The sequence below is a fragment of the Methylobacterium fujisawaense genome (assembly GCF_014138435.1).
Taxonomy (GTDB): Bacteria; Pseudomonadota; Alphaproteobacteria; order Rhizobiales; family Beijerinckiaceae; genus Methylobacterium; species Methylobacterium fujisawaense.
In genome coordinates this window covers 325,986-351,961 of sequence record NZ_JACJIM010000001.1, presented here as the reverse complement: position 1 = coordinate 351,961, position 25,976 = coordinate 325,986, and the positions used below count along the sequence as shown (strand labels likewise).

Below are 25,976 nucleotides of genomic sequence, written 5' to 3'. Positions count from 1 at the left end.
AACCTCCGGTTACCGATCTTCGGTTGATCCGGAGGAGGGTACGATGCAGGACGCGCGACAGGACGGAATCACGGCGATGGGCGCCGTGGACCTCGCCGCCGCCATCCGCGGCCGGGTGGTCTCCTGCGCGGAGGTGATGCGCGCCTATCTGGAGCGGATCCACCGGCTCAACCCGCAGGTCAACGCGATCGTGGGCCTGCAGGACGACGCGGCGCTCTTGCGCGAGGCCGAAGGTGCGGACGCCGTCCTGGCGCGGGGCGAGCCCGTCGGGCCGCTGCACGGCTTCCCGCTGGCCGTGAAGGACCTCGACCCGGTCCGCGGCCTGCCGTTCACCCAAGGGTCGCCGATCTTCGCCGACCGGATCGCCGAGACGGACTCGATCATGGTGACGCGCCTGCGCGCCGCCGGGGCGATCTTCATCGGCAAGACCAACATCCCCGAATTCGGCCTCGGCTCGCACAGCTTCAACCCGGTCTACGGCGCCACCGGCAACGCCTACGATCCGGCGAAGACCGGGGGCGGGTCGAGCGGCGGCGCGGCCGTGGCGGTGGCGCTGCGGATGCAGCCGGTGGCCGACGGCAGCGACCATGCCGGTTCGCTCCGCAACCCGCCGGCCTTCAACAATTGCTACGGCCTGCGCCCGGCCTGGGGACGGATCCCCGCCGAGGCCAAGGACGTGTTCAGCCCCGGGCTCGGCGTGCTCGGGGCGATCGGGCGAACGCCCGGCGATATCGGACTGATGCTCTCGGTTCTGGCGGGCTACGACCCCCGCTGCCCGAACGCCATCCGGCAGGACCCCTCCGCCTTCGCGAGCCCGCTCGCCCGCGACTTCCGCGGGACGCGGATCGCGTGGCTCGGCGATTGCGGCGGCCAGATCCCCTTCGATCCCGGCGTGCTCGACGTCGGACGCGCCGCCCTAGCGACGTTCGCGGAGATCGGCTGCATCGTCGAGGAGGCGATGCCGCGCTACGATATGGAGCGGCTCTGGGAGGATTGGCTGGTGCTGCGCGCCTTCACCGTCGCGGCAAATCTCCGCCCGTTCTACGACGAGCCCCGCCACCGGGCCCTGCTCAAGCCGGAGGCGGTCTGGGAGGTCGAGCGGGGGCTGGCGCTCGGCGCCGACCGGATCATCGCGGCCCTGGAGGGGCGCACCCGCTGGTACGAGACCCTGCGCCGCTTCATGGAGGGCTACGATTACCTCGTGATGCCGAGCGCGCAGGTCTTCCCGTTCGACAAGGCTTTGCGCTGGCCCGAGACGGTGGGCGGACAGGCGATGGACACCTATCACCGCTGGATGCAGATCACGATCCCGGCGACGATGTCGGGCCTGCCGGCCCTCGACGTGCCGGCCGGGTTCGGAGCCGCCGGACTGCCAACCGGCATCCAGATCGTCGGACCGAACCACGGCGAACTCGCCTGCCTGCAACTCGGGGCCGCCTACGACGCGGCGAGCAACTGGGTCCGCCGTTTCCCGCCGCCCCTGCAGTGAGGGAGCGGCTTCGCCTCCGAACCGGCTCACTTGCACGCGCGGACGCGTTGACCCGCCGCGCGCGCTCCGCTATGAGGCCCGACACTTCGCGCGCCGACCATGAGCCAGTTCCGGATCATGCGGGCGCCGCGGGGCAGGTTCGGATTTCCGATGACCACGGTCCTTATTGTAGCGGTAGCGTCACCGACGGGGCGGCCCTGAGCTAGGGCCGCGATCCGGGCGGTGGCGCATGCAGGGTCCCTCGGGGCCCTTTTTTGTTGCCCGCGTCCGGGCGGGACAGGACTGGGACGGACGGAGATCCGAGGCGATAGGCACCTTCGGGCGAGGCGGAGACCGCCCCGCGTGACGAGGGTGCCGGGAGAGAGGACGGGGCAGGGCGGCGATCACGGGATCGCGGTGGCTCCGGAGAGCGCGAGGAGACGAGCATGGGCGGCGAGGTCATGACCGGGGCCGAGATGGTCATCCGGGCCTTCCAGGATCAGGGTGTCGACACGCTGTTCGGGTATCCGGGCGGCGCCGTACTTCCGATCTACGACGCGCTCTTCCACCAGAACGCCGTCAAGCACATCCTCGTCCGCCACGAGCAGGGCGCCGTCCACGCCGCCGAGGGCTATGCCCGCTCCTCCGGCAAGGTCGGCTGCGTGCTGGTCACCTCGGGCCCCGGTGCGACCAACATCGTCACCGGGCTGACCGACGCGATGCTGGATTCGATCCCGCTGGTCTGCATCACCGGGCAGGTCCCGACGCACCTGATCGGCACCGATGCCTTCCAGGAATGCGACACGGTCGGCATCACGCGCCACTGCACGAAGCACAATTACCTGGTCAAATCGATCGACGACCTGCCGCGCATCCTGCACGAGGCGTTCTACGTCGCGGCCAACGGCCGTCCCGGCCCGGTCGTGGTCGACCTGCCCAAGGACATCCAGTTCGCGTCCGGCCTCTACGAGCGCCCGGAGATCGCGAGCCACAAGACCTACCGCCCGGCCGTGAAGGGCGACGCCGACCGGATCCGCGCGGCCGTCGAGCTGATGGCGACCGCGCGCCGGCCGGTCTTCTACACCGGCGGCGGCGTGATCAATTCCGGCCCGGAGGCGTCGCGCCTGCTGCGCGAGCTCGTCCGCGAGACCGGCTTCCCGATCACCTCGACCCTGATGGGGCTCGGCGCCTATCCGGGCACGGACGAGAAGTTCCTGGGCATGCTCGGCATGCACGGGACCTACGAGGCCAACCTCGCGATGCACGAGTGCGACGTGATGATCTGCGTCGGCGCCCGGTTCGACGACCGGATCACCGGCCGTCTCGACGCATTCTCGCCCTTCTCCAAGAAGATCCACATCGACGTCGACGCCTCCTCGATCAACAAGGTCGTCAAGGTCGATGTCGGGATCGTCGGCGACTGCGCCTCGGTGCTCGCCGACATGCTGGAGGCGTGGCGCGCCCTGCCGTCGCGGCCCGACAAGTCCAACCTCGATCCGTGGTTCCAGAAGATCAGTGCCTGGAAGGCGCGGGACTGCCTCGCCTACTGGCCGTCGGGCACGATCATCAAGCCGCAATACGCTGTCCAGCGCCTCTACGAGGCCTGCAAGGACCGCGAGACCTACATCACCACCGAGGTCGGCCAGCACCAGATGTGGGCGGCCCAGTACTTCAAGTACGACGAGCCGAACCGCTGGATGACCTCCGGCGGCCTTGGCACGATGGGCTACGGCCTGCCGGCGGCGATCGGCACGCAGCTCGCGCATCCGAATGGGCTGGTGATCGACATCGCCGGCGAGGCTTCGATCCTGATGAACATGCAGGAGATGTCGACGGCGGTGCAGTACCGCCTGCCGATCAAGGTGTTCATCCTGAACAACGAGTACATGGGCATGGTCCGGCAGTGGCAGGAGCTGTTGCACGGCTCGCGCTACTCGCAGAGCTATTCGGAGAGCCTGCCGGACTTCGTGAAGCTCGCGGAGGCCTACGGAGCCAAGGGCATGCGCTGCGAGAAGCCGGGTGACCTCGACGGCGCCATCGCCGAGATGCTCGCCTATGACGGCCCGGTGATCTTCGACTGCATCGTCGACAAGACCGAGAACTGCTTCCCGATGATCCCGTCGGGCAAGGCGCACAACGAGATGCTCCTGTCCGACTACCTCGGTGAGACCGGCGTCGAACTCGGCGACGTGATCTCCGAGGAAGGCAAGATGCTGGTGTGATGGGTTTGGCGGCGGCCCTCCGGGGTCGCCGCTGGTGAGCACGGACGGGACGACGAGGACGAGGCCGGCGATGAATGCGATGAACACCCACTACCCCGATGCCGTCCGCGTCGAGCCGGTGAACCGGCACACGCTGGCGGTGATCGTCGACAACGAGCCCGGCGTGCTCGCGCGCATTTCGGGCCTGTTCTCCGGCCGCGGCTACAACATCGAGAGCCTGACCGTCTCCGAGACCGAGGAGGCGCGCCACATCTCCCGCATCACCATCGTCACGACGGGCACCAACGCCGTGATCGAGCAGATCAAGGCGCAGCTCGACCGGCTGGTGCCGGTCCACCGGGTGGTGGACCTGACGCTCCAGGGCAATGCCCTCGAGCGCGAGATCTGCCTCGTGAAGGTGAAGGGCGAGGGCGAGCACCGCAGCGAGGCCCTGCGGCTCGCCGCCGCCTTCGGCGCCAAGACGCTGGACGCCACGCTCAACTCCTTCGTGTTCGAATTGACCGGGGCCACCGAGGAAATCGACCGGTTCGTGCGCCTGATGAGCGTGATCGGGCTGGTGGAGATCTGCCGGACCGGCATCTCCGCGATGGGGCGTGGGGCTGAGCCGCTGTAGGCTCCGGCGGCTGACCTCTGCTAAGATGCCCCGTCCCCGCAGGAGGCGGAGTGATGGAAGCCAAGGTCATCCGCTGGGGTGACGACCTCGCCGTCCGTCTGAGCAGCGCGGAGGCCGAAGAACTCGGCATCCGCGAAGGCGAGACGGTCGAGATCGTCTCGAAGCGCCCGGTCCCGCCGGAGCCGCAGCAATGGGCTGGGCGCCGGTACGTCAACGGGCTGCCGGTCTATACGCTCGAGGACATGGTCGCCGAGATGCGCCGTCTGGGCCCGGATTTCGAGCCGCCGACCGTGGACTGGGGTCCGGATGTCGGCTCTGAGATCATCGATGACGACGACTCCCGCTGAGCCATCGCTTCAGGCCGGCGATTTGATCCTCGTCGAATTCGGTCCTGTCCGCGGGACGGAACAAGATGGGCGTCGACCGGCGTTGGTTGTGTCGGAAGTGCTGATGAACACGGCGACGCGCCGCGTCATCGTCTGCCCGATTACGAGCAACATCGAACCATGGCCGACGAAGGTCATGCTTCCGGTCGGAATGACTGTCGAAGGCGCGGTGTTGACGGATCAGATCCGGTCCATCGATCAGCGGGCGCGTATTCTGAGGCGCCTCGGCGTCGCGCCGGGCGCTGTTCTCGCCGAAGTCCGGCATCAGATCGCGAAACTGCTCGGGCTTTGAAGCAGGACGGCGTATAGCAGTGTCATGACCGCCCGCACCCTCTACTACGCCCCCGGCGCCTGCTCGCTCGCCGCCCACATCGTCCTGGAGGAATCCGGGCTGCCCTACGAGGGCATCAAGCTCGACCTCGCCGCCGGCGACCAGCGCCGGCCGGAATACCTCGCGATCAACGATCGCGGCCGCGTGCCGGCGCTGACCGAGGACGGCTGGGTGCTCACCGAATGTGCGGCCATCATGCGCCACGTGGCCCGTCAGGTGCCGGAGACGGCTCTGTGGCCCGCCGACCTGCGGGAGCAGGCCGCCGCGGACGAGTGGCTCGGCTGGCTCGCCTGCAACCATCACGTGACCTACGCGCATGTCCGCCGTCCGGAACGCTACACCGAGGATGAGAGCGCGTTCGACGGCATCAAGAGCAAGGCGGCCAACACCTACGCGGATCTCGCCACCATGACCGAGGTGCGCCTCTCGCACGGCGGCTGGGCGGTGGGCGACCGCTTCAGCGTCGTCGACGCCTACCTGATGGTCTTCTGGTTCTGGGCCAACGGCCCGGTGCTGCGGTTCGACATGGCCGGCCGCTTCCCGGCCTGGACCGCCCATGCCCGCCGCGTCGCCGAGCGCCCGGCCGTGCAGGCCGTCTTCGCCCGCGAGGGGTTGCCGCTCCCGCACTAATCCCATTCGGTCGCGGCAACCCCCTTGCCGCGGCCATCGAATCGGCCTAGAGCGCGTACCGTACGGTACGGTACGCTATTCGAGATGATGCAGGCCAGCGCCACAGCAGAGCGGGAAGCGCCGTCGGCACGCCAGCAGGCGGTGCTGGACGTCGTGCTCGGCCTCATGGTCGAGGACGGCGAGCAGCTCACCATGGACGCCGTCGCGCGCCGGGCGAGCTGCTCGAAGGAGACGCTCTACAAGTGGTTCGGCGACCGGGACGGGTTGCTGACCGCGACGGTGCGCTGGCAGGCCTCCCGGGTCCATGCCGGGCACGACGCCGCGCAGATCCTCGACGGGGCGACCCTGCGGGAGCGCCTGCAGGATTTCGCCGTGACGTGGCTGGAGGTCATCACCGGCCCCACCTCGGTCGCGTTGAACCGCATCGCCATCGCGCATGCCGGCTCGCGCAAGAGCAATCTCGGCGGCATCGTGCTGGCCAACGGCCGCTTCGCCATCGGCGAGCGGGTGAAGCCCGTGCTGGAGGCCGGGCGCGCCGCCGGGCTACTCGCCTTCGCCGACAGCGAGGCCACCTTCCGCACCTTCTTCGGCCTCGTCGGCCGGGATATCCAGATTCGACTTCTGCTCGGCGAGACCCTCGATTTCGACGGGGCCGAGATCCGGCGCGATGCGGGCCGCGCCGTCGAGCAGTTTCTGGCCCTCTACGGCCAGGCCAAACCCGACCCGAACCGCCACGTTTAAGAGGAGACAGACATGCGGGTGTATTACGATCGCGACGCCGACCTGAACCTGATCAAGGGCAAGAAGGTCGCCATCGTCGGCTACGGCAGCCAGGGCCACGCCCACGCGCTCAACCTGCGCGATTCCGGCGTGAAGGACATCGTCATCGCCCTGCGCGAGGGCTCCGCCACCGCCAAGAAGGCCGAGCACGAGGGCTTCAAGGTCCTGTCGGTCGCCGAAGCCGCCAAGTGGGCCGACGTGGTGATGATGCTCACCCCCGACGAGCTGCAGGGCGACATCTACCGCGAGTCCCTCGAGGGCAACATGAAGCAGGGCGCCGCGCTCCTGTTCGCCCATGGCCTCAACGTCCACTTCAACCTGATCGAGCCGCGCAAGGACCTCGACGTCCTGATGGTCGCCCCGAAGGGCCCGGGCCACACCGTGCGCTCCGAGTACCTCCGCGGCGGCGGCGTGCCGACCCTGATCGCCATCGCGCAGGACGCGTCTGGCAACGCCCACGACCTTGGCCTGTCGTACGCCTCGGCGAACGGCGGCGGCCGCGCCGGCATCATCGAGACGACGTTCAAGGAGGAGTGCGAGACCGACCTGTTCGGCGAGCAGGCCGTGCTGTGCGGCGGCCTCGTCGAGCTGATCAAGGCCGGCTTCGAGACCCTGGTCGAGGCGGGCTACGCCCCCGAGATGGCCTATTTCGAGTGCCTCCACGAGGTGAAGCTGATCGTCGACCTCATCTACGAGGGCGGCATCGCCAACATGAACTACTCGATCTCCAACACGGCCGAGTATGGCGAGTACGTCACCGGCCCGCGCATCGTCACGCCCGAGACCAAGGCCGAGATGAAGCGCGTGCTGAACGACATCCAGTCGGGCACCTTCACCCGCAACTGGATGCTGGAGAACAAGGTCAACCAGACCTCCTTCAAGGCGACCCGCGCCAAGCTCGCCGCCCATCCGATCGAGGAGGTCGGCGCCAAGCTCCGCGGCATGATGCCGTGGATCTCCGAGAAGGCGCTGGTCGACAAGACCCGCAACTGATCTGTTCGCATCACGCGGCCGGGCTTCGCCCGGTCGTCACGCCGGGGGCCGGTCGCGCGGAGGCGTGGCCGGCCCTTCGCGTTCCGGGTTGCCCGACCTGGGGAGTCCCGGCCATAAGCCCGCCAGCGGTCCCGCGTGTAAGAGGACCGGCTAGCGGAGAGGTCACGCATGGCATCGCTCTATTCCGACGCGCACCGGGCGCTGCAGGAGGAGTTCGGCACCACCAAGCTCGCGGTGCGCCTCGACGAGGACTGGGTCCACGAGAGCATCCAGCCGGACGAGGCCGCCTTCATCGGCTCCCGCGACATGTTCTTCCTCTCGACCGTCGACCCGGACGGCATGCCGACCGTCTCCTACAAGGGCGGCCCCACGGGCTTCGTGAAGGTGCTCGACGCCAACACGCTGGTGTTCCCGGGCTTCGACGGCAACGGCATGTTCTACTCGATGGGCAACATCGCGGGGCAGGCCAAGGTCGGCCTGCTGTTCATCGATTTCGAGACGCCCCACCGCATCCGCGTGCAGGGCCACGCCACGCTGCTGCGCGACGACGCCCTGATGGCCGAGTACACCGAGGCCAAATACTTGGTGAAGGTCGCGGTGACGAAGATCTGGATCAACTGCCCGCGCTACATCCACAAGTACCAGAAGCTCGAGCAGAACAAGTACGTGCCGCGGCCCGGCCGCGAGACGCCGCTCGCCGCCTGGAAGCGTCTGGACCTCGCGGGCGACGTGATCAGCGACGAAGACAAGGCGCGGGTCGCCCGGGAGGGCAAGCTGGAGGTCTCGGAGTACGAGGCGCTGGTCGCCCGCGGCGAGGCCTGACGACCTTTTGCCGGCCGCCCCGCGAAATGGGGCGGCCGGCGGGCGCTCGATATGCCGGAAATTCAATCTTCGGCGCACAAGTTGATACCAAGTAGATATCCGCGGCGCTTCATATTGATGTAGAAATATAATTGCGACTGATCGCGGCCGAGTTCAAAATTTCTTGACGATGTGCGGGGGTGGCCGCTAGATTTCCTGCAAATCTGGTCGGTCACATCCTTGCGCGGATCGTAGAGAACATGCTTTCGCTGCCCCTGCGTGTCGCCGTTATCTGTAGCGTCCTGATCGCTGCGGTTTTCGCGGGAGGGATGACTTTTCTTGCCCGTCGAATCAACGCTTCCTTCGAGGAGCAGGCGGCCAAGATGCAGTCGGAGACTCTGTCGAACGAGGCGCGCGAGGTCCGGTTTCGCCTCGCGGTCGCGGCCAAGACCGCCGAGAGCATCGCGGTCTCCGCCTCGGCCCTGCGCGCCCGCGGCATTCAGGACCGTGAGGTCTACGATGCGATGCTGCGCGAGCTTCTGCGCGCCAACCCCAGCCTGATCGCGACCTGGACGGGCTGGGAGCCGGATGCCCTGGACGGGCGCGACCGCACGTTCGCCGGCACGGCCTCCTCGGACGCGAGCGGCCGCTTCATGCCCTACTGGAATCGCGGCAGCGGCACGATCAAGCGGGAGGTTCTCACCGGCTACGAGGCCGAGCCGGACGGCGCCTATTATCTTCAGCCGAAGAAGCTGAACCGCTTGGTGGCCATCGAACCCTACATCTACAAGGTGGCCGGGAAGGACGTCGTCATGATGTCGTTCGGCGCGCCGATCAGCGTGGACGGCACGTATCGCGGCACCGCCGGGGTCGACATCGACCTCGGATCCCTGAATGCCGCCTTCGGCGCGGTGAAGCCGTTCGGGACCGGCTACCTGGCCGTGGTCTCGGCGAGCGGAACGACCGTCGCGCATCCGACCGGCGCGGCGGCCGGGAAGCCGATGCACGGCTTCGACGCGTCGGCAGCCGACGCGGCCAGGCAGGCGATCGCGGCAGGCGCCGTGGTGGTGACCGATGCGCCGGGCCCGGATGGGGCGCCGTGGCGGTACATGGCGCAGCATATCCAGGCGGGCGAGACGCCCGACCGCTGGGCCATCGTGGTCGCGGTGCCGGTGGCGACGCTCACGGCTGCCGCCGATCAGGCGCGCGCCAGGCTCATCGGCATCTCGGTCCTCTGCGTGCTGATCGGCTGCGCGGTCGTCTTCGGCGCGCTGCACCGCCTCGTCGGAAAGCCGGTCCGCGCCCTCGGCAGGACCATCGGCGACATGGCCGCGGGCGATTACGGGGCGGACGTGCCCGAGGCTCGGCGCCGCGACGAGGTCGGGCTGGTCGGGCGGGCCGTCCTGAAGCTGCGCGACGGCCTCCGGGCGCAGGCGGAGGCCGACACGCAGGCGCGGGCTTCTGCCCAAGCCGCCGCCGACCGGGACCGCAAGCGGGTGACGGCGGATCTGGCGAACACCTTCGAGCAGGCGGTCGGCGGCATCGTCGAGACGGTCACGAACGCGGCCACCGAGCTGCAGGCCACGGCCCGGGCGCTGGCCGCCACGGCGTCGGAGACCGCCGGCCAGTCGACCACCGTCGCGGCCGGGGCCGAGGAGGCGGCCGCCAACGTCCGGGCCGCGGCCTCGGCGGCCGAGGAGCTCGGCAGCTCCGTGCAGGAGATCGGGCGTCAGGTCCAGGGCTCCGCGCAGCTTGCGCGGGCCGCGGCCGACGAGGCCGGGCGGACGGTGCGTCTGGTCGAGGACCTGAGTGCGGCCGTGATGAAGATCGGGGACGTGGTGGCGCTGATCAGCGGCATCGCGGGCCAGACCAACCTGCTAGCCCTCAACGCCACCATCGAGGCGGCCCGTGCCGGCGAGGCCGGACGGGGCTTCGCGGTCGTGGCCGCCGAGGTGAAGGCGCTGGCCGAACAGACCGCGCGGGCCACCGAGGAGATTGCGGGCCAGATCGCCCGCGTGCAGGCCTCGACCGCGCAGGCGGCCTCGGCGATCGGCAGCATCACGACGCGCGTCGACGAGATCAGCGGCGTGGCCACGACGATCGCCGCCGCGGTCGAGCAGCAGGGTACGGCGACCCAGGAGATCGTCCGCAACGTGACCCAGGCCGCCGCCGGCACGGGCGAGGTGACGACGAACATCGCCCGCGTGGCCGAAGCCGCCGACATGACCGGCTCGGCCGCGGGCCAGGTGCTGGACTCGTCCGCGAACCTGTCGCAGCAATCCGAGCACCTCCGGACGGAGGTCAGCCGCTTCCTCGGAACGGTGCGCGCGGCCTGAGGACCACCGGGCCGGCCTGCGCGCTACGGGGCTTTTCGGGCGACGATGAACACCCGCGGGAAGGCCAGCAGGCGCTGCCCGTCGCTGCGCGGCGTGTAGGCGGCGTCGATCGCGCCGGTATAGGCCGCCAGGAAGCCGGCCTTCTCCCCGGGCTCCAGCGGGTCGAGGAAGGGCCGGAGCCCCGTGGCGCTCACCCAGTCCACGATGGCGGCGGCATCCGCCATCCGGTGGTGATAGGCAGTGCGCCAGACATCGACCTCGGCGGCCATGGGCGCCAGCAGGTCGTAGTAGGCCGCGGGCTCCAGCATGCGGCCGAGGCGGCCGGCCACGGCCGGGTCGCCGATCGTTGCCGCCCAGGGTCCGGCCGCCGCGACTTCGCGCATCAGCCGGTGGGTGGGCTCGGCGAGATTGTCGGGCATCTGCACGGCGAGCACCCCGCCCGGGGCGAGGAGACCGAACAGCCGCGGCAGCAGGGTCGCGTGGTCCGGCAGCCATTGCAGGACGGCGTTGGCGAAGATCAGGTCCGGGGCGCGCTCCGGGACCCAGGTCGCGGCATCGGCCTGCGCGAAGGTGAGGTCGGGCAGGCGGGCACGGGCGCTCTCCAGCATCGCCGGGGAACTGTCGAGGCCGAGCACCTCAGCATCGGGAAATCGCGCCGCGATCAGCGCGGTGGAATTGCCGGGCCCGCAGCCGAGATCGCAGGCGAGCCGTGGCGCGTCGAGGGGCACGCGGGCGAGGAGCTCGGCCGCCGGCCGCGTCCGCTCGTCCTCGAAGCGGGTGTAGAGGGCGGGGTTCCAATCGGCCATCTCTACCTCCGTGCGACGCCTCAGCAGCCGAGCTGGTCGGCGAGGTCCGCCAGGTCCCGCGCCGCGTGGGTGACCGGCACCGTCGGCGCGGTCTCGCCGCCGGCCGGGCCGTGCTCGTGCGGGCGGGCGATGTGGGCGGTGGACAGACCGTGGCGCGCCGCCGCCGCGAGGTCGTTCGAGTGCGCCGCGACCATCATCGTTTCCGCCGGCGCGAACCCGAAGGCCGCCACCGCGTCGCGGTAGAGCGCCGGCTTCGGCTTGTAGTCGCGGGAATAGCCGGCGCCGAGCACCGCGTCGAAGATCAGCCCGTTGCGGCGGGCGAGGTCGGCCATCAACCGGACAGGCCCGTTGGAGTTCGGTGCCAGGAGGTGCTTCTCCCGCAGCCGCCGCAGCGCGTCCGGCACCTCGGGCCAGGCGTCGAGCCGGTGCCACGCCTGGACCAGCTCCCGCTGCACGGTCTCGGGCACGCCCGCGATGCCGAACTGCGCCAGCACGTCGGGCAGGGACTCGGCCTGGAGCGTGTCGAGGTCGACATAGGGCCGGGCGCCGGAGCGCACCGTCTCCATCGACGGGTCGTAGCGGGCCCGCCATGCATCCGCGAAGGCGCCGGCATCGAGGCTCGGCGCGACGGGCGCCAGCAGCCGCGCCCCCTCGCGGGCGACGCCGGAGCGCCAGTCGACGAGCGTCCCGAAGACGTCGAAGACCAGCGCCCGGATTGTCACCGCACCGCCTGGAGGCTCGGACCCCGCCGCACGAAGCCGACGATGTCCTTGACCGCGTCGAGGGTCTGCGCCGCGATCGTCTCCGCCCGGCCGGAGCCGTCGGCCAGCACGGCGTCGATATGGCCGGGATCGGCGGTGAGCCGCCGCATCTCCCCGGCGATCGGCGCGAGGCTCGTCACGGCGAGGTCGGCGAGCGCCGGCTTGAAGGTCGAGAACTGCGCCCCGCCGAAGTCGCGCAGCACGTCCTCGCGGCTGATGCCGGCCAGCGCCGCGTAGATCCCCACGAGGTTGTCGGCCTCGGGCCGCTCCTTCAGGCCCGCCACCTCGGAGGGGAGGGGCTCCGGATCGGTCTTCGCCCGGCGGATCTTCTGGGCGATGGCGTCCGCATCGTCCGTGAGATTGATCCGGGCGTTGTCGGACGGGTCCGACTTCGACATCTTCTTGGTGCCGTCGCGCAACGACATGACCCGGGCGGCCGGACCGCCGATCAGCGGTTCCGTGATCGGGAAGAACGCGTCGCCGTGGCCGTGCGCCGCGATCGAGCCTGCGAAGTCGGTGTTGAACTTCTGCGCGATGTCGCGGGTCAGCTCCAGATGCTGCTTCTGGTCCTCGCCCACGGGCACGTGGGTCGCCCGGTAGGCCAGGATGTCGGCGGCCATCAGCACCGGGTAGTCGTACAGGCCGATCGAGGCGTTCTCCCGGTCCTTGCCGGCCTTCTCCTTGAACTGGGTCATGCGGTTCAGCCAGCCGAGGCGGGCGACGCAGTTGAACACCCAGGCGAGCTCGGCGTGCTGGGGCACCTGGCTCTGGTTGAACACGATCGAGCGCTTCGGATCGATGCCGGCGGCGAGGAAGGCGGCCGTGACCTCGCGGATCTGGCCGCGCAGGGCCTCCGGATCCTGCCAGACGGTGATCGCGTGCAGGTCGACCACGCAGTACAGGCACTGCGCGTCGCGGTCCTGCATCTCCACGAAGCGCTTCACCGCTCCGAGATAGTTGCCGAGATGCAGGTTGCCGGTGGGCTGGACGCCCGAGAAGACCAATTCGGTGAACGCGGCCATCGGCGCCGATCCTGAGCAAAGATAGACCGGGGCTCCGCGCCGTCCGGGCGCGGGGTTACTCGCACCCGTAGGCCGGAATGGTCAAGGACGCGCTCACGGCTCCCGCACGGGGCGCTTCGCGCTGGGGCAGAGGTCGGTCAGGACGCAGCGCCCGCAGGCGGGCCGGTGATGGTGGCAGACCTGCTGGCCGTGCAGCATCAGGATCTCGTGATTGTCGTAGAGATCCTGCGCGCTCCACGCGGCGGGCAACTGCCCCCGCAGGATCGCGTGCGCCGGGCCGACATCGACCCGCGGGCCGATCAGCCCGAGGCGCTGGGCGACCCGGTGATGGTGGCTGTCCACCGGCAGCGCCGGCATCCGCAGGGTGGAGAACGACAGGACCGCCGCACTGGTCTTCGGCCCGATCCCGGGGATGGCCTGCAGCCACGCCCGCGCCGCCTCGACCTCCATGTCGGCCAGGAAGGCGAGGTCGAGGGTTCCGCACCGGTCGCGCAGGGCCCGGATCACGTCGCGGATGCGCGGCGCCTTCAGCTCCGGCCATGTCACTCCCGCGATGGCGGCCTCGATCTCCGGCACGTCCGCGTCGATCACCGCCTCCCAGTCCGGGAAGCGTGCCCGCAGGGCCTTGAAGGCCCGGCCGGATTCGGCGTTGCGCGTCCGGTGCGACAGGAGCGAGGAGACGAGTTCGCTGACCGGATCCAGGCTGTGGAAGTACGGGATCGGGCAGCCGTAGACCGGGCAGAGGCGCGCGTGGATCGCCAGCGCCTTCTCGGCGAGGGCGGGATCCATGGCGTTGGGGGCCGCCTTGCGGCGCGGAGGCGGGACGGTCCCGGTTCTGAGGGCGGTGGCGGGCATGTCGGGCGAATCCGCGAGCCGACGCCCCTGTTCCTGCCGGGGCGGGGCAGCGGCGATCTGTCCGATCTCCGCGCATGCGCGTCAGGAACGGGCGATCGGGTGCCGTGCACTCCTCCCTTCCCCGCAGAGGGGCGAGAGGCGGCGGTTGCGGCCGGTTCTCCGGCGCGGGATCGGTCCGCGACGTCGGCCGATCTGCCGGCCCCTACTTCACCAGCGCGTAGATGTTCACGTCGAGGTTGTCGTCGGTACCGTCCTTGAGGTCGGTGGCGTATTCCTCGACGAACCGGTCCTGCACCACGATGTCCTTGGCATCGAGATAGGCGGTCAGGGTCTCGTAGGTGCTGTCGATCGACTCGTAGGAACCCTTGTGGGCGAAGCGCAACGCCTTGCCGGAGGGCGTCGTGCCGAAGCGCAGCCCGTCGGTCTCCGCCGGCGCCGGGTTCGGCGCGGCCGCCACCGGAATCATCGCCTCGAACTCGAAGCCGTCATCGTCGGTCCGGGTGAAGACCGCCAGCGGCCGGCCGGCCGGCGCGACGCCCAGCTTGGCGAGGTCGGCCTCGATCCGCGCGAAGGCCTGCTTCAGGTTCGGCACGGCCTCCTCCCATTTGGTCTTGCCCGACAGGATCGCGGCGGGCTTCGACGGCAGGGTGACCTCGTCGACGTCGCCGGGCTCGCCGGCCTTCTCGATGAGCGTCGGACGCGCGGGCGTTCCCACCGCGGACTGGCCCGCGGGCGGGGGCGCCACCGATTGCTGGGGGGCCGGGGCCGCGCTCTTGTCCGGATCGGCCACCGGGTTCGGCGCCGTCGTCGTCGGCAGCGGGTTCGTCTGGGCCGGCGCGGGTGCCGTGGAGGGCGGCGGCGCAGGCTGCTGCTGCGCGGCGATCGGGCCGCCGGACGCGAGCACGAAGGCGGCCGAGAGGGCGACGAGCGGACGAAGGCGGATCACGTGGGGCGCTCCGGTCGAGGCCCGCGGATGATCGCGCAGGCTCCCGCCGCGTAACCTAGTGGCGAACGTGACGGCCCGCGAGGGCACCGTGGACGAGAGCCGCGGGTGCGGCGCATCTGCCACGCTGCTGCACCCCTCGCGCCGGGCGGTCGCTTTTGCGATATAGCCGGCCCCTCCTCGACCTGCGGGACCGCATGAGCGCACTCGCCCACAGACGCTTCCTGAAGATGCACGGCGCCGGCAACGCGATCGTGGTGCTGGACCTGCGCGGTTCCACCGCGACGGTGCGGCCCGAGGAGGCGCGGGCGATCGCGCAGGATCCCGGCTCGGCCTTCGATCAGCTGATGGTGCTACACGATCCCGTGAGCCCGGGCACGGATGCGTTCCTGCGGATCTACAACACCGACGGTTCGGAATCGGGCGCCTGCGGAAACGGCACGCGCTGCGTCGCCTACGCGATGCTCGACGATCCGGCCATGGCCCGGCCGGCCGAGGGCGGGCGGCTCACCCTGGAGACCGAAGCGGGCGTGCTCGGCGTGCGCCGCGTCTCGGAGCGGGCCTTCACGGTCGATATGGGCCGGCCGCGTCTCGCCTGGGACGAGATCCCCCTGTCGGAGCCCTTCCCGGACACGCGCCGGATCGAGTTGCAGATCGGCCCGATCGACGATCCGATCCTGCACTCGCCGGGCGCGGTGAACATGGGCAACCCGCACGCGGTGTTCTTCGTGGAGCAGGATCCGGATTCCTTCGACCTCGCGCGGATCGGTCCGATGCTGGAGAACCACCCGCTCTTCCCGGAGCGCGCCAACATCTCCGTGGCGCAGGTGACGGGCCGCGAGACGATCAAGCTCCGCGTCTGGGAGCGCGGCGCCGGGCTGACGCTCGCCTGCGGCACCGCCGCCTGCGCCACCGTGGTGGCCGCCTCGCGCCTCAAGATGATCGGCCGGCAGGCCCAGGTCGCGCTGCCCGGCGGCGAGCTGTTCATCGAGTGGCGCGCCGACGACCATGTCCTGATGACCGGCCCGGTCGCGCTCGTCGCCGAGGGGACCCTGGCGCCGGAGCTGTTCGACAGCGCGGCCTGATGGCGGTCGAGACCCTCACCTTCGGCTGCCGCCTCAACACCGTCGAGTCCGAGGCTCTGCGGGCCCATGCGGCCGCGGACGGCCGCGACCGGGTGGTGGTCAACACCTGCGCGGTCACCGCCGAGGCCGGGCGGCAGGCCCGCAAGGCGATCCGGCGCATCGCCCGCGAACGGCCCGGCGCCGAGATCGTCGTCACAGGCTGCGGCGCCGAGGTGGAGACGGAGGCCTACGCGGCCATGCCGGAGGTCGCGCGCCTCGTCGGCAACGCCGAGAAGCTGCGGCCGGAGGGCTGGTCGGCGGCCGCGACCGGACCGGGGGCCGTCATGGCGGCGCGGATGGCCGAGCCGACGCGGATCGAGGCCATGGCCGGGCATACCCGCGCCTTCGTGCCCGTGCAGAACGGCTGCGACCACCGCTGCACCTTCTGCGTGATCCCGTTCGGACGCGGCGTCTCCCGCTCGGTGCCGGTGCCCGATGTGGTCGCGCAGGTCGAGACCCTCGTGGCCCGGGGCGGGCGGGAAGTGGTGCTGACCGGCGTGGATCTCACCGCCTATGGACGGGATCTCTCCGGGCCGTCCCTCGGCGGTCTGGTGCGGTCGATCCTCCGGGCGGTGCCCGATCTCCCGCGCCTGCGCCTCTCTTCCATCGATTCCGTGGAGGCCGACGACGCCCTGCTCGCGGCGATTGCCGAGGAGGAGCGGCTGATGCCGCACCTGCACCTGTCGCTGCAGGCCGGCGACGACCTGATCCTCAAGCGCATGAAGCGCCGGCACCTGCGCGCCGACGCGATCCGCTTCTGCGAGACCGTGCGGCGGCTGCGGCCCGACATGGTGTTCGGCGCCGACCTGATCGCGGGGTTTCCGACCGAGACGGAGGCGCAGTTCGCCCGCTCCCTCGACCTCGTGGCGGAATGCGGCCTGACGCACCTGCACGTCTTCCCGTATTCTCCGCGCCCCGGGACACCCGCCGCGCGGATGCCGCCGGTGGAGGCGGACGCGATCCGCGCGCGGGCGGCGCGGCTGCGCGCAGCCGGTGCCGACGCCCTGCGGCGGCACCTCGACGCACAGGTCGGGCGGCGGCTGACCGTGCTGGCGGAGCGCGGCGGCACCGGGCGGAGCGCGGATTTCACCGCCGTGCGCCTGTCAGACGCGCCTGCCCCCGGCACGTTCCACAGCGTCGCGATCGCGTCTCACGACGGGGCGCGGCTGATCGCGGCCTGAGCCGCGAGCGGCGCCACGGCCTCGGCGATGTGCGGCGGCGGCGGGGCCGTCACCGTGATGGCGTCGCGCTTCGGATAGAGCGGGATCGACAGGGTCCGCGCGTGCAGGTGCAGCGCGCTGCCGCGGGGCGCCCCGCCGTAGATCGCGTCGCCCAGGATCGGCCAGCCGGAGGCGGCGCAATGGACCCGGAGCTGGTGGGTGCGGCCGGTCACCGGCTTCAGCTCCAGCCATGTCCGCCCCCCGGCGCGGCCGAGCACCCGCCAGTGCGTCAGCGACGGGTCGCCCGCCGGGTCGGCCTTCATCCACCAGGAGCGCGGATCGTCCGAGCGGCGGGCCAGCGGCAGGTCGATGCGGCCGGCCTCCTCGGCGGGGCCGCCCTCCACGATCGCCCAGTAGGTTTTGTCGACGCCGCTGCCGGAGAACAGCTTGCCGAGCCGCGCCAGCGCCTTGGCGTGGCGGCCGAGCGCGAGGCAGCCGGAGGTGTCGCGGTCGAGCCGGTGCGCGGCCTCCGGGCGGCGCGGCAGGCCGAACCGCAGGGCGTCGAGGTGATCGGTGAGCGTCTCGCCGCCGCGGGGACCCGGATGGACCGGTAAACCCGCCGGCTTGTCGATGACGAGCAGCAGGGCATCGCGGTAGAGGAGGCGCGCGCCTATGTCGAAGGCGTTGGACATCCGGATCGGCTAGAGGGTCGGTGTCGGCGGGGCAAGGTGGGGCGAGGACGCGATTTCATGGCGAGCGAGGAGAAGCCCGGCTGGTTCGGACGCCTGTTCGGGCGCAAAGGCCAGCCCGCGCCCGAGGACAAGCCCGAGGACAAGCCGGAAGACAAGCCCGAGGCCGAGCTGCCCGCGGAGGCGGCCTCGCCCTCCGAGGGTGAGCCGGACTTCGCCACCGCCGCGGAGGACGTCGCGCATGTTCCGCTGCCGCCCGAGGAGACCGGGGAGCCGGTCCCGGACGTGGTCGAGGGCGCCGATCTGCTGCCCGTCGCGGGCGAGCCCGAGCGTCCGCCGGCCGGCACCGCCGGCGACGACCCCGCGCACGGGGCCGACCCGGTCGATACCGGTGACGTGAACCGGGAGCCGGTGGTCGCGCCGATGCCCGACATCCAGCCGGTCGACAGCGCCGCTGCCCTGGCCCACGACGCGGGTGCCGGGCCGGACCGCGAGCCGGAGGCCAAGGGCTGGTGGAGCCGGCTCACCTCGGGGATGAAGCGGACCTCGTCGGCGCTCTCCGAGCGCGTGACCGGCCTGTTCACCAAGCGCAAGCTCGACGCCACCACCCTGGAGGACCTGGAGGACGCGCTGATCCAGGCCGATTTCGGCCTCGAGACCGCGATGCGGGTCTCGGAGGCCGTCGGCAAGGGCCGCTACGAGAAGGGCATCTCGCCGGACGAGGTGCGGGCGATCCTCGCCGCGGAGGTCGAGCGGGCGCTGGAGCCCGTGGCGGTGCCGCTCGCCATCGACGCGAGCCGGAAGCCCTTCGTGATCCTCACTGTCGGCGTGAACGGCGCCGGCAAGACCACGACCCTCGGCAAGCTCGCCTCGAAGCTCCGGGCGGAGGGGCGCACCGTGATGCTGGCGGCGGGCGACACGTTCCGGGCGGCGGCGATCGACCAGCTCAAGGTCTGGGGCGCGCGCACCGGCACGCCGGTGGTGAGCGGCGCGCAGGGGGCAGATGCCGCGGGCCTCGCCTTCGACGCCCTCAAGCAGGCGGCCGCCGCCGGGACCGACGTGCTGCTGATCGACACCGCCGGCCGGCTCCAGAACAAGACCGGCCTGATGGCGGAGCTTGAGAAGATCGTCCGCGTGCTGCGCAAGCAGGATCCGGAGGCGCCCCACGCCACGATCCTCGTCCTCGACGCCACGGTGGGCCAGAACGCCCTCAGCCAGGTGGAGCTGTTCTCGCAGGCCGCGCCGGTCTCGGGCCTGGTGATGACCAAGCTCGACGGCACCGCCCGGGGTGGCATCCTGGTGGCGCTGGCGGCGAAATTTGGCCTGCCGGTCCACTTCATCGGCGTCGGCGAGGGCGTCGAGGACCTGGAGCCCTTCGCGGCCCGCGACTTCGCCCGGGCCATCGCCGGGCTGGAGAAGGATTAGGACGCGGGCGCCCGCCGACCTTTGGTGCGCGATGTCATGGACATCGCGCGCTCGGCGTACCACACACCCCGCAAATCCCGTTCGACGCTCCCGGCCCACCGTGAGCGCCGCAGCCGAGCCGACCGAGCGTATGCAGATCGAATCCGTCCCCCCGCACCGCCACCTGCCGCCGCTCGTGAAGCTGGCGCTGGAACTCGGCCCGCTGGTGCTGTTCTTCCTCGGCAACGCGTATTCCGAGAAGTTCGGCGTCGCCCCGGACCAGAAGCTGTTCGTGGCCACGGGCGTGTTCATCGCGGCGACCGTGGTGGCGCTGGCGATCCACTACGTCATGGTGCGCCGCCTGCCGATCATGCCGCTCGTGTCCGGCGTGGTGGTGGTGGTGTTCGGCGGCCTGACCCTGGCGCTGCAGGACAAGACCTTCATCATGGTCAAGCCGACCATCGTGAACGCCCTGTTCGGGACGGTGCTGCTCGGCGGCCTCCTGTTCGGGCGCTCGCTGCTCTCGGTGGTGCTCGATTCGATGTTCAGCCTCACCGAGGAGGGCTGGCGCAAGCTCACATTCCGCTGGGGCGTGTTCTTCTTCGTGCTGGCGGCGCTCAACGAGCTGGTGTGGCGGACGCAGACGGAGGATTTCTGGGTGAACTTCAAGGTGTTCGGCATCATGCCGATCACCGTGCTGTTCGCCCTGGCGCAGACGCCGCTGCTGACCCGCTACGAGCGCAAGACCCCGCAGCCCGAACTCTAGGGTCTACTGCGCCGCCGCGACCTTGCCGGCGGCGCGGATCCGCGTCAGCACGCTCGCGAAATTCTCAGGCGTGAGGATGCCGACGAGCTTGTCGCGGATGATGCCGTCCGGCCCGATGATGAAGGTTTCGGGCACGCCGTAGACGCCGAAATCGATCGCCGCACGCCCTCCGGCATCGGCCCCCACCGCGCTGAACGGGACCCCGTGCCGGGCCAGGAAGCGCTGGCCAGCCTCGGGGCTCGGCTCCTTGTAGTCGATGCCCACGAGCCGGATGCCGGGCTCCTTCGCTAGGCGCATCAGCATCGGGTGCTCCACCTGGCAGGGCGCGCACCAGGAGGCGAAGACGTTGAGCACCGTGATCTGGCCCTTCAGATCCGCGCTCGACAGGCCGGGCACGGGCGCGCCCCCGGCGGTCAGCCCCGGCACGGCGGGCAGATCGAACTGCGGCACCGGCTTGCCGATCATTGCGGAGGGCAGGGCCGCCGGATCGGCGCCGGAGCGCAGGCGCAGGAACAGCACGGCGGCGAGCGCCGCGAAGGCGAGAGCCGGCACGATCAGCAGCAGCGAGCGGCGGACCGGCGGCGGCCGCCCGGTCGCCTCGTCGAGGGGCGCGGTCATCGCCGATCCTCGCCGAAGCCCTTCAGGGCACGCAGCTGCGTCCGGCGATCACGCAGGGCGTTGCCGACCAGGGCGACCATCACGAAGGCGGTGAAGGCGTAGGCGAGCAGGATGAAGCCGCCGTGAGACCCGAGATCCATTGCGGCCCCCTAGACCGGTTGGCCGACCGGCATCGCGGCCGGCGTCGGAGTGATGTGCGGCTGGGCGCGGTCGAGGCGCTCGGCCTCGCGGATCGTCAACGTCCGCACCCGGCGACGCATGATCTCGGTGCGCATCGTGTAGAGATGCAGGGTGGTCCCCCCCAGGGTCGCGGCGCCGATCATGACCAGCAGCGGGTAGAGCATCGAGGGATCGATGGTCGAGCCGCCCATGCGCAGGATCGAGGCCGGCTGGTGGAGGGTCGACCACCAGTTCACCGAGAACTTGATGATCGGCAGGTTCACGGCCCCGACCAGGGTCAGGATCGCCACCGCGCGCGCGGCACGGTTCGGATCCTCCAGCGTGCGCCACAGGGCGATGATGCCGCAATAGATCAGCAGCAGAATGAGCATGGAGGTCAGGCGGGCATCCCAGACCCAGTAGGTGCCCCACATGGGCTTGCCCCACAGGGAGCCGGTCACGAGGCAGATCAGCGTGAAGGCCGCCCCGATCGGCGCCGCCGCCCGTTGGGCGACGTCGGCCAGCGGGTGGCGCCAGACCAGGGTGCCGATCGCCGACACGCTCATGGCCCCGTAGAAGAACACGCCGAGCCACGCCGCCGGGACGTGGATGTACATGATCCGCACGGTCTCGCCCTGCTGGTAGTCGGGCGGCACCACGAAGAAGGTCTGGTACAGCCCCAGGGCCAGGACGGCGAGCGACAGGGCCGTGAGCCACGGCACCAGCGCGCCCGACCAGCGCATGAAATGGCTGGGATTCGACAGGCGGGTCCAGAGGGAAGGCGTCATCGCGGCAGCTGTCTCGGACATCGTGGAAGCGGTCTAGCCTAGGGTGCGGTGCAGCAACAATGCGGGACGGCGGCGCAGGCGGCGGGGTCGCCGGAATGTGGTCGCAGACGGTGCCAACGCTGACGGGGCGTCGGAGCCGACGCGCTCCTGGACGATCGCGTCGACACCCAACCGTCTTCTTGTGACATCCGCGACGCGCCCCCTCTCCCGTGCGGGAGAGGGGGCCCGCGCTACGCCCACACGCGTCTAAGCCTCCCAGCGTTCGCCGGTCTGGACAGTATCGCTATCTCGAGCTTCCTGACCGCGCCTGTTCGAGGCGTCCCGGGCCATGCCCCGGGTGCCACCGGCGCGCGGGGACGATGACGCATGTCCGCAACCGCAGGTTTTGGCGTCCGAGCCTTGCGCATCGCGGGCAGATTGCGCATATAGACGTGAACAAAAAGAGAACGAAAGAGCGTCCCTGAGAAAAGCTGTGGACGACCCGCCTCCCTCCTGACGGAACGAGCGCCTCATGCGAACCGCCGACAAGCAGATCGCCGACATCCTCGTCCGCTACGGCGAGCCCTTCGGGGGCAACGTCTGGCGCGTTCAGGGGACCGCCGTCATCTACCACAAGACCCTGGAGCGCATCGCCGCCCAGGCCGGCATCGTGTTCGAGCCGCCGACCGTCATCCGGGCCGAACGCGACGAGGCCGTGATCCTGGTGACCGGCCGCCTGCCCGGCGCGAAGCCCGGGACCGAGCGGGTCGAGTGGTCGATGGGCGAGGCGCTGGTCAACGTGAACTACCGCGTCTCCGGCAAGCAGGCGGCCTACGTCTACGCCATGGCCGAGAAGCGCGGGAAGGACCGCGTCATCCTCAAGCTCATCGAGCTGCACGGTCTCGTCTACTCGGAGGAGGAGGCCGACGAGTTCCGCGCCCATCAGATCCCGGTCCGCGCCGTCGACGAGGATTTCGAGGAGGCGCCCGCCTTCGACGAGGTCACCGAGGCCGAGGGCGACCTCAAGCGCCGCATCGACGAGGCCGCGACGATCAACGCGGTCACCGACCTGATGCTGGACGGCGCCACCCAGGCCGTCCTGGCGACGATGCCGCCCGGCACCCGCGACGAGGTGCGCGACTACGCCAAGGCCCGCCTCGTGGCGCTCGGCTGGCCGAAGCGCGCCGGACGCCGCAGCGCCGCCTAATCCCGCTTCCACCCCACCGAAGGAGACCGCCATGCATCGCGCGACGAGCCGCCGCACCATGAAGGCCCGCCGGGATTCCCACCACGGCTGGAGCATCGAGACGCTGTCCTACAGCCCGACGCGGATCGTGCGCCTCGGCGCCGAGAAGGTCGCCATCCTGTTCCCCCCGGTCGAGCCCGGCGCGGCCTGGCAGCTCTACCCGCATCCCGACACGTTCCCGGGCCTCAACTTCGAGGGCCTGCCCGAGCCGCTGCGTCCGGAATTCCTCGCCTTCCCGGATCTTCCGGAGGTCGAGCGGTTCCTCGGCATCCGTGATGCCGAGCCCGCCGCGCTGGCGGCGTAAGCTGACGGCTCAGAGCGATGGCCAGGGTGCGCCGCGATGGAGCGCCTCGGCCTCGGTCGTGAAGGTGCCGTCGGAACCGTGCAGCACGAGGGGCGGGCGCAGGCTCGCGGCGGCGCGGCTGCCGCGGACCGCGGCGATCAGCACACGGATCGCGGGCGCGTCGCCGCGGGGATGGACCGGGCGGATCGCCAGCCCGCCGTAGCGGCCCTTGAGGGCGTCGAGGCAGGCCGGAAGGGCGTCCGCCCGGTGGATCAGGCCGAGGCGGCCGCCGGGCCGCAGGATCGCCGTGCAGGTCCGGATCCAGGTCTCGAGATCCCCGCCCGCGAAGGTGTGGGCGGCGGCGCGGCCCGGATGCGGCGAGGCGCGGTGGCTGCCGGGTGCGAAGAACGGCGGGTTGGTGAGCACGACGTCGAAACTGTCCGGCGCCAGGCCGGCGGCGCGGCGTTCCGCCGCGGGTGCCAGGACGTCGGCTACCAGAACCTGCGCGTCGATGCCGTTGAGGGCCGCGTTGGCGCGGGCCTGCCCGGCGAGCACCGGGTCGCGCTCGACCAGCGTCGGCCGGAGGCCCGGCGCCAGGGCCGCGCAGGCGAGACCGACGGCACCGGTCCCGGCGCCGACATCGCAGACCCGCTCCCCGGCCTGCGGCGCGAGCAGCCGGGCGAGCAGCACCGCGTCGGTCCCGGCGCGATGCGCCCCCCGCGGCGGCTGGTGCAGGCGCAGGAGGCCGCCGAGGAAGGAATCGGCGCCGGTGTCGGCCTCTTCTGTCACGGTTGGCGCAGCTCGTGGGCGATGCCGGCATCCGTGAGCAGGCGGCGGGCCTGGGCCTCGTGGTCGCGCGGGACGAGAAGGCGCTGGCCGAAGACCCCGATCGATCCCTCCATCAGGCTCATGTGGCTGTCGGCGACGAGGACCGGGATCTCGGCCGCCTCGAGGACCGATCGGGCGAACCCGATCAGCACGACATCGTTGGCCCGGATCAGCTCGATCATCGCGTGTTCGCTCCGAAGCGGGCTCGGATCGGCGGTTTCGTCGCGTGAGCCCCGCGCTGGCGGCACCCCATATCCGGACGGCGACGATGTTGCGGCGCCGCGGGGCGCGTGCGAAGGGATCGCCCGCCCCCTGAGGGGCGACCGGTCTGGAGGTCACGGATCTTGGGTATGGCCCTCTCCATCGAGAATCCGAAGCCCGAGGCGGAGGCGGGGCTCAACGACCTCGTCGCGCTGGTGGCCGACGGCATGGCGCGGGTCAACACCACGATCCTGTCGCGGACGGGATCGGACGTGGCAATGATCCCCGAGGTCGCCAACCACCTGATCGCCTCCGGCGGCAAGCGCCTGCGCCCGATCCTGACGCTCGCCTGCGCCCAGCTCTGCGGCTACGCGGGCGCGACCGACGGCGACGTGAAGCTCGCCGCCAGCGTCGAGTTCATGCACACCGCGACGCTCCTCCACGACGACGTGGTCGACGAGAGCGACATGCGCCGCGGCCGCGTCGCCGCCCGGATCAAGTGGGGCAACGAGGCCTCCGTGCTGGTCGGCGACTTCCTGCTCGGCCAGGCCTTCCGGATGATGGTGGAGGTCGGCTCCCTGCGGGCGCTCGACATCCTCTCGGCCGCCGCCACGGTGATCGCCGAGGGCGAGGTGATGCAGCTCACCAACGCCAAGAACCTGGAGACCGACGAGGCCGCCTACCTCGCGGTGATCCGCGGCAAGACCGCCGAGCTGTTCGCCGCCGCCTGCGAGGTCGGGCCGGTGCTCGCCGGACGGCCCGAGGCCGAGCAGGCGGCCGCCCGGTCCTACGGGATGAATCTCGGCATCGCCTTCCAGCTGATCGACGACGTGCTCGATTACGGCGGCACCTCGGCCGAGCTCGGCAAGAACGTCGGCGACGATTTCCGCGAGGGCAAGATCACCCTGCCGATCGTGCTGGCCTACCGCCGCGCCAGCGAGGGCGAGCGCGGCTTCTGGCGCCGCACCCTGCAGCAGGGCGAGATCGGCGCCGACGATCTGGAAACGGCCCTCGACCTCCTGCAGCGCCACGGCGCCCTGGAGGAGACCGTCGCCCGCGCCCACCATTACGGCGCAGAGGCCCGGACCGCCCTCGACATCTTCCCCGACGGGCCCGTCAAGGCGGCGCTCCTCGGGGCCGTCGAGTTCTGCGTGGCGCGGGCGCGCTGAGGCGGGGCCTCACGGCTCCCGCATCGACAGCCAGACCGCCCCACCATCGGATCGGCAGCGCGTCGCCCCGGGCTGATCGGACCGCGGCCCGCCGCGAAGGTATCCCTCGCGCTCCGTCCCCGCAGGCGGGTCGGTGATGCCGGTCCCCTGCGATTGAACGACCCATCGGCCGCCGGTCGCGTCAGCGCGTCGCGGGTCCGAGGGCGTCGGTGAGGGCGGGGGCGAGGTTGCGCAGCTCGTCCAGATGCGCGGCCGTCAAGCTTTGCAGGAGGCCCTCGGCACGGGGGGTGAGCGACAACGCGCTCCGCCGCCGGTCCTCCACGGCGCGTGTCTTGGTCAGCAGACCGGCCTCCACCATGCGGGACACCAGTTCGGCCGCGCTGTGCGGGGCGATCAGCAGCTGCTCGGCCAGAAGGCCGACCGTGGCGGGCGCGCGTCCGACATGGCCTGCCAGGGTCAGCAGGGCCTGATGCTGCTGTGGCGGCAGCCCCGCCCGGGCCGCCGCGGCCTCGCTGAACGCCAGGAAGCGGCGGAGCCGGAACCGGAAATCCGCGAGCGCCGCATATTGCTCCCGCGACAGCGCCTCCGTCCCGGACGCGTCGGTGTCCATGATCG

29 protein-coding genes are annotated in these 25,976 nt (G+C 70.9%); 17 read left to right on the top strand and 12 right to left on the bottom strand.

Translation table 11 applies throughout. The annotated features are described in order from the left end of the window. The first annotated feature begins 43 nt into the window (after positions 1 to 43). The 10 genes from GGQ91_RS01670 (at position 44) to GGQ91_RS01625 (ending at position 10,560) form a co-directional block, all read left to right on the top strand. Positions 44 to 1,489, top strand: coding sequence for an amidase (locus GGQ91_RS01670; protein ID WP_043382573.1), 1,446 nt, complete (start codon positions 44 to 46; stop codon positions 1,487 to 1,489). A 425-nt stretch (positions 1,490 to 1,914) separates the two neighbouring features. Continuing rightward, positions 1,915 to 3,690 (top strand): acetolactate synthase 3 large subunit, encoded by a 1,776-nt coding sequence (locus GGQ91_RS01665; RefSeq protein ID WP_043760269.1) that lies wholly within the window; start codon positions 1,915 to 1,917, stop codon positions 3,688 to 3,690. 70 nt (positions 3,691 to 3,760) lie between these two features. Next, entirely contained in the window at positions 3,761 to 4,303 is a 543-nt protein-coding gene (ilvN, locus tag GGQ91_RS01660; RefSeq protein ID WP_043347129.1) for an acetolactate synthase small subunit, read from the top strand. Between the two features lie 53 nt (positions 4,304 to 4,356). Then, complete coding sequence (locus GGQ91_RS01655; RefSeq protein ID WP_043382578.1) at positions 4,357 to 4,650, top strand: AbrB/MazE/SpoVT family DNA-binding domain-containing protein; 294 nt, start codon at positions 4,357 to 4,359, stop codon at positions 4,648 to 4,650. Next, positions 4,631 to 4,981 (top strand): type II toxin-antitoxin system PemK/MazF family toxin, encoded by a 351-nt coding sequence (locus tag GGQ91_RS01650; RefSeq protein ID WP_043347126.1) that lies wholly within the window; start codon positions 4,631 to 4,633, stop codon positions 4,979 to 4,981. The genes GGQ91_RS01655 and GGQ91_RS01650 overlap by 20 nt, the downstream gene beginning before the upstream one ends. Before the next feature lie 24 nt (positions 4,982 to 5,005). Then, the gene (locus GGQ91_RS01645) at positions 5,006 to 5,650 is read left to right on the top strand and encodes a glutathione S-transferase family protein (RefSeq protein ID WP_111473225.1); all 645 of its coding nucleotides are present in this window, start codon (positions 5,006 to 5,008) and stop codon (positions 5,648 to 5,650) included. An 84-nt stretch (positions 5,651 to 5,734) separates the two neighbouring features. Next, on the top strand, positions 5,735 to 6,391 hold the full coding sequence (locus GGQ91_RS01640; RefSeq protein ID WP_043347122.1) for a TetR/AcrR family transcriptional regulator C-terminal domain-containing protein: 657 nt from the start codon (positions 5,735 to 5,737) through the stop codon (positions 6,389 to 6,391). A 12-nt stretch (positions 6,392 to 6,403) separates the two neighbouring features. After that, positions 6,404 to 7,423, top strand: a complete 1,020-nt coding sequence (ilvC, locus tag GGQ91_RS01635; RefSeq protein ID WP_012322218.1) for a ketol-acid reductoisomerase — start codon at positions 6,404 to 6,406, stop codon at positions 7,421 to 7,423. A gap of 168 nt (positions 7,424 to 7,591) precedes the next feature. After that, entirely contained in the window at positions 7,592 to 8,245 is a 654-nt protein-coding gene (locus tag GGQ91_RS01630) for a pyridoxamine 5'-phosphate oxidase family protein (protein ID WP_043347120.1), read from the top strand. A gap of 239 nt (positions 8,246 to 8,484) precedes the next feature. After that, positions 8,485 to 10,560, top strand: coding sequence for a methyl-accepting chemotaxis protein (locus GGQ91_RS01625; RefSeq protein ID WP_182591219.1), 2,076 nt, complete (start codon positions 8,485 to 8,487; stop codon positions 10,558 to 10,560). 23 nt (positions 10,561 to 10,583) lie between these two features. Here GGQ91_RS01625 and tam read toward each other — a convergent pair whose 3' ends face one another. The 5 genes from tam to GGQ91_RS01600 all read right to left on the bottom strand — a co-directional run bounded on the left by tam (position 10,584) and on the right by GGQ91_RS01600 (position 14,950). Continuing rightward, on the bottom strand, positions 10,584 to 11,366 hold the full coding sequence (tam, locus tag GGQ91_RS01620; protein ID WP_043760274.1) for a trans-aconitate 2-methyltransferase: 783 nt from the start codon (positions 11,364 to 11,366) through the stop codon (positions 10,584 to 10,586). 20 nt (positions 11,367 to 11,386) lie between these two features. Next, complete coding sequence (locus GGQ91_RS01615; protein ID WP_182591218.1) at positions 11,387 to 12,088, bottom strand: haloacid dehalogenase type II; 702 nt, start codon at positions 12,086 to 12,088, stop codon at positions 11,387 to 11,389. Next, on the bottom strand, positions 12,085 to 13,149 hold the full coding sequence (gene trpS, locus GGQ91_RS01610) for a tryptophan--tRNA ligase (protein WP_043382593.1): 1,065 nt from the start codon (positions 13,147 to 13,149) through the stop codon (positions 12,085 to 12,087). Before trpS ends, GGQ91_RS01615 begins: the two co-directional genes overlap by 4 nt. 93 nt (positions 13,150 to 13,242) lie before the next feature. Then, positions 13,243 to 14,004, bottom strand: a complete 762-nt coding sequence (locus GGQ91_RS01605; protein WP_078947349.1) for an endonuclease III domain-containing protein — start codon at positions 14,002 to 14,004, stop codon at positions 13,243 to 13,245. A gap of 202 nt (positions 14,005 to 14,206) precedes the next feature. Beyond that, positions 14,207 to 14,950, bottom strand: coding sequence for a GyrI-like domain-containing protein (locus GGQ91_RS01600; RefSeq protein WP_043347148.1), 744 nt, complete (start codon positions 14,948 to 14,950; stop codon positions 14,207 to 14,209). Positions 14,951 to 15,144: 194 nt separating this feature from the next. Between GGQ91_RS01600 and dapF the strand changes: the two genes are divergently transcribed. Together dapF and mtaB are read left to right on the top strand one after the other, a co-directional pair. Then, entirely contained in the window at positions 15,145 to 16,032 is an 888-nt protein-coding gene (gene dapF / locus GGQ91_RS01595) for a diaminopimelate epimerase (RefSeq protein ID WP_043347151.1), read from the top strand. Beyond that, complete coding sequence (gene mtaB, locus GGQ91_RS01590; RefSeq protein WP_043760280.1) at positions 16,032 to 17,252, top strand: tRNA (N(6)-L-threonylcarbamoyladenosine(37)-C(2))-methylthiotransferase MtaB; 1,221 nt, start codon at positions 16,032 to 16,034, stop codon at positions 17,250 to 17,252. Before dapF ends, mtaB begins: the two co-directional genes overlap by 1 nt. Here the strand turns inward: mtaB and GGQ91_RS01585 are convergent. Further along, on the bottom strand, positions 17,222 to 17,923 hold the full coding sequence (locus GGQ91_RS01585; protein WP_043347155.1) for an RluA family pseudouridine synthase: 702 nt from the start codon (positions 17,921 to 17,923) through the stop codon (positions 17,222 to 17,224). The genes mtaB and GGQ91_RS01585 overlap by 31 nt on opposite strands. A gap of 57 nt (positions 17,924 to 17,980) precedes the next feature. Between GGQ91_RS01585 and ftsY the strand changes: the two genes are divergently transcribed. Both ftsY and GGQ91_RS01575 read left to right on the top strand, forming a co-directional pair. Next, on the top strand, positions 17,981 to 19,345 hold the full coding sequence (gene ftsY / locus GGQ91_RS01580) for a signal recognition particle-docking protein FtsY (protein WP_043382603.1): 1,365 nt from the start codon (positions 17,981 to 17,983) through the stop codon (positions 19,343 to 19,345). A gap of 130 nt (positions 19,346 to 19,475) precedes the next feature. Then, positions 19,476 to 20,090, top strand: coding sequence for a septation protein A (locus tag GGQ91_RS01575; protein WP_043347159.1), 615 nt, complete (start codon positions 19,476 to 19,478; stop codon positions 20,088 to 20,090). Positions 20,091 to 20,093: 3 nt separating this feature from the next. Here GGQ91_RS01575 and GGQ91_RS01570 read toward each other — a convergent pair whose 3' ends face one another. Genes GGQ91_RS01570 through GGQ91_RS01560 form a run of 3 tightly spaced genes read right to left on the bottom strand, consistent with a single transcriptional unit; the run spans position 20,094 to position 21,655 of the window. Then, a complete protein-coding gene (locus GGQ91_RS01570) occupies positions 20,094 to 20,708 on the bottom strand; it encodes a DsbE family thiol:disulfide interchange protein (protein WP_053611104.1) in 615 nt (204 codons plus the stop codon). Then, a complete protein-coding gene (ccmD, locus tag GGQ91_RS01565; RefSeq protein ID WP_043347163.1) occupies positions 20,705 to 20,848 on the bottom strand; it encodes a heme exporter protein CcmD in 144 nt (47 codons plus the stop codon). Before ccmD ends, GGQ91_RS01570 begins: the two co-directional genes overlap by 4 nt. Before the next feature lie 9 nt (positions 20,849 to 20,857). Next, complete coding sequence (locus tag GGQ91_RS01560) at positions 20,858 to 21,655, bottom strand: heme ABC transporter permease (protein WP_043382608.1); 798 nt, start codon at positions 21,653 to 21,655, stop codon at positions 20,858 to 20,860. A 511-nt stretch (positions 21,656 to 22,166) separates the two neighbouring features. Here GGQ91_RS01560 and GGQ91_RS01555 point away from each other — a divergent pair. Further along, the gene (locus GGQ91_RS01555) at positions 22,167 to 22,841 is read left to right on the top strand and encodes a hypothetical protein (protein ID WP_043382610.1); all 675 of its coding nucleotides are present in this window, start codon (positions 22,167 to 22,169) and stop codon (positions 22,839 to 22,841) included. A gap of 31 nt (positions 22,842 to 22,872) precedes the next feature. Then, positions 22,873 to 23,184: a hypothetical protein gene (locus GGQ91_RS01550; protein ID WP_020090705.1), complete on the top strand. Its 312-nt coding sequence runs from the start codon at positions 22,873 to 22,875 to the stop codon at positions 23,182 to 23,184. A gap of 9 nt (positions 23,185 to 23,193) precedes the next feature. Here the strand turns inward: GGQ91_RS01550 and GGQ91_RS01545 are convergent, their stop codons facing one another. Both GGQ91_RS01545 and GGQ91_RS01540 read right to left on the bottom strand, forming a co-directional pair. Continuing rightward, positions 23,194 to 23,952: a tRNA1(Val) (adenine(37)-N6)-methyltransferase gene (locus tag GGQ91_RS01545; protein WP_043760289.1), complete on the bottom strand. Its 759-nt coding sequence runs from the start codon at positions 23,950 to 23,952 to the stop codon at positions 23,194 to 23,196. Next, positions 23,949 to 24,173: a putative signal transducing protein gene (locus GGQ91_RS01540; protein ID WP_026604550.1), complete on the bottom strand. Its 225-nt coding sequence runs from the start codon at positions 24,171 to 24,173 to the stop codon at positions 23,949 to 23,951. Before GGQ91_RS01540 ends, GGQ91_RS01545 begins: the two co-directional genes overlap by 4 nt. Before the next feature lie 168 nt (positions 24,174 to 24,341). Here GGQ91_RS01540 and GGQ91_RS01535 point away from each other — a divergent pair, with 168 nt between their 5' ends. Next, complete coding sequence (locus GGQ91_RS01535; RefSeq protein WP_182591217.1) at positions 24,342 to 25,361, top strand: polyprenyl synthetase family protein; 1,020 nt, start codon at positions 24,342 to 24,344, stop codon at positions 25,359 to 25,361. A 181-nt stretch (positions 25,362 to 25,542) separates the two neighbouring features. On the opposite strand, the gene GGQ91_RS01530 is transcribed toward GGQ91_RS01535, so the two are convergent. Further along, complete coding sequence (locus GGQ91_RS01530; protein ID WP_043347176.1) at positions 25,543 to 25,971, bottom strand: MarR family winged helix-turn-helix transcriptional regulator; 429 nt, start codon at positions 25,969 to 25,971, stop codon at positions 25,543 to 25,545. Positions 25,972 to 25,976 lie beyond the last annotated feature (5 nt).